This window comes from Dietzia sp. DQ11-44 (assembly GCF_014145205.1).
Lineage (GTDB): Bacteria > Actinomycetota > Actinomycetes > Mycobacteriales > Mycobacteriaceae > Dietzia > Dietzia natronolimnaea.
Window position 1 is genome coordinate 1 of the sequence record NZ_JAALEC010000566.1, and the last position, 1,283, is coordinate 1,283.

1 protein-coding gene and 1 pseudogene are annotated in these 1,283 nt (G+C 69.2%); both read right to left on the reverse strand.

Annotation, left to right across the window (positions count from 1 at the left end):
- The coding region (locus G6018_RS13500; RefSeq protein WP_182639885.1) for an adenylosuccinate synthase at positions 1-899 on the reverse strand (899 nt) is incomplete at its 3' end.
- Positions 900-1,022: 123 nt separating this feature from the next.
- Positions 1,023-1,283 (reverse strand): annotated as a pseudogene (locus tag G6018_RS13505) (biotin-dependent carboxyltransferase family protein); the annotation flags it as partial.

Sequence of the window (1,283 nt, forward strand, 5' to 3'; positions counted from 1 at the left end):
GTGTTGACGCCCACCTCGCCGCCGGTGACCTGCAGGTATTCGCCCCACTTGTCAAAGAGCTCGGTCGGGAACGGCCCGGCGCCCACTCGCGTGGTGTACGCCTTGACGATGCCCAGCGAGTGGGTGATCTTGGTCGGCCCGACGCCCGACCCCACGCAGGCGCCGCCGGCGGTGGGGTTGGACGAGGTGACGAACGGGTAGGTGCCGTGGTCGACGTCCAGCATGGTGGCCTGGCCGCCCTCCATCAGCACGGACTCGCCGCGCTCCAGGGCCTGGTTGAGCATGAGGGTGGTGTCGCTGACCATGGGCCGCAGCCGGTCGGCGTAGGAGAGGAAGTACTCGACCATCTCCTCGACCTCGACCGCGCGGCGGTTGTAGATCTTCACGAAGATCTGGTTCTTGAGGTGCAGCGCGCCCTCGATCTTCTGCCGCAGGATGGACTCGTCGAAGACGTCCTGCACGCGGATCCCCACCCGCGAGACCTTGTCGGCGTAGGTGGGGCCGATGCCGCGGCCGGTGGTACCGATGGCCTTCTTGCCCAGGAACCGCTCGGTCACCTTGTCCAGCGCCTGGTGGTACGGGGCCACCAGGTGGGCGTCGGCGGAGATGCGCAGCCGCGAGGTGTCGGCGCCGCGGGCCTCGAGGCCGTCGATCTCCTCGAACAGCGCCTCGAGGTTGACCACCACGCCGTTGCCGATCACGGGCACGGCGGTGGGCGAGAGGATCCCGGCGGGGAGGAGCTTGAGCTCGTACTTCTCTCCGCCCACCACCACGGTGTGGCCGGCGTTGTTCCCGCCGTTGGGCTTGACCACGTACTCGACGCGGCCGCCCAGGATGTCGGTGGCCTTCCCCTTGCCCTCGTCGCCCCACTGGGCGCCGATCAGGACGATCGCTGACATGGTCTGCTTTCACCTCGAAGAGAGTCGTCTTTCGGTGAGGGACGAAAACCTGCCCGCAGGCAGTGATTTCCGCGCACACCAACGGTCCAGGGTACTTGGTTCCGCCTGGCACACCCTAGTCGGTCACTCCGACACCCTCCGGAAGCTCACCGGCGCTCCCGGTAGGAGTTGGGACAGTGCGTCCGACGACCGCGAGGTCAGCACCCCGATCACCGGGTAGCCGCCCGTGACCGGGTGGTCCGGCCCGAACACGACCGGCGACCCGTCGGCCGGGACCTGCACCGCGCCCCGCACCATGCCCTCGCTGGGGATCTCGCGGGTGCTCGACCGGGGGACGGGCCCGGCCGGATCGATGCGCACCCCCACCCGGTCCGCGTGCCCGCT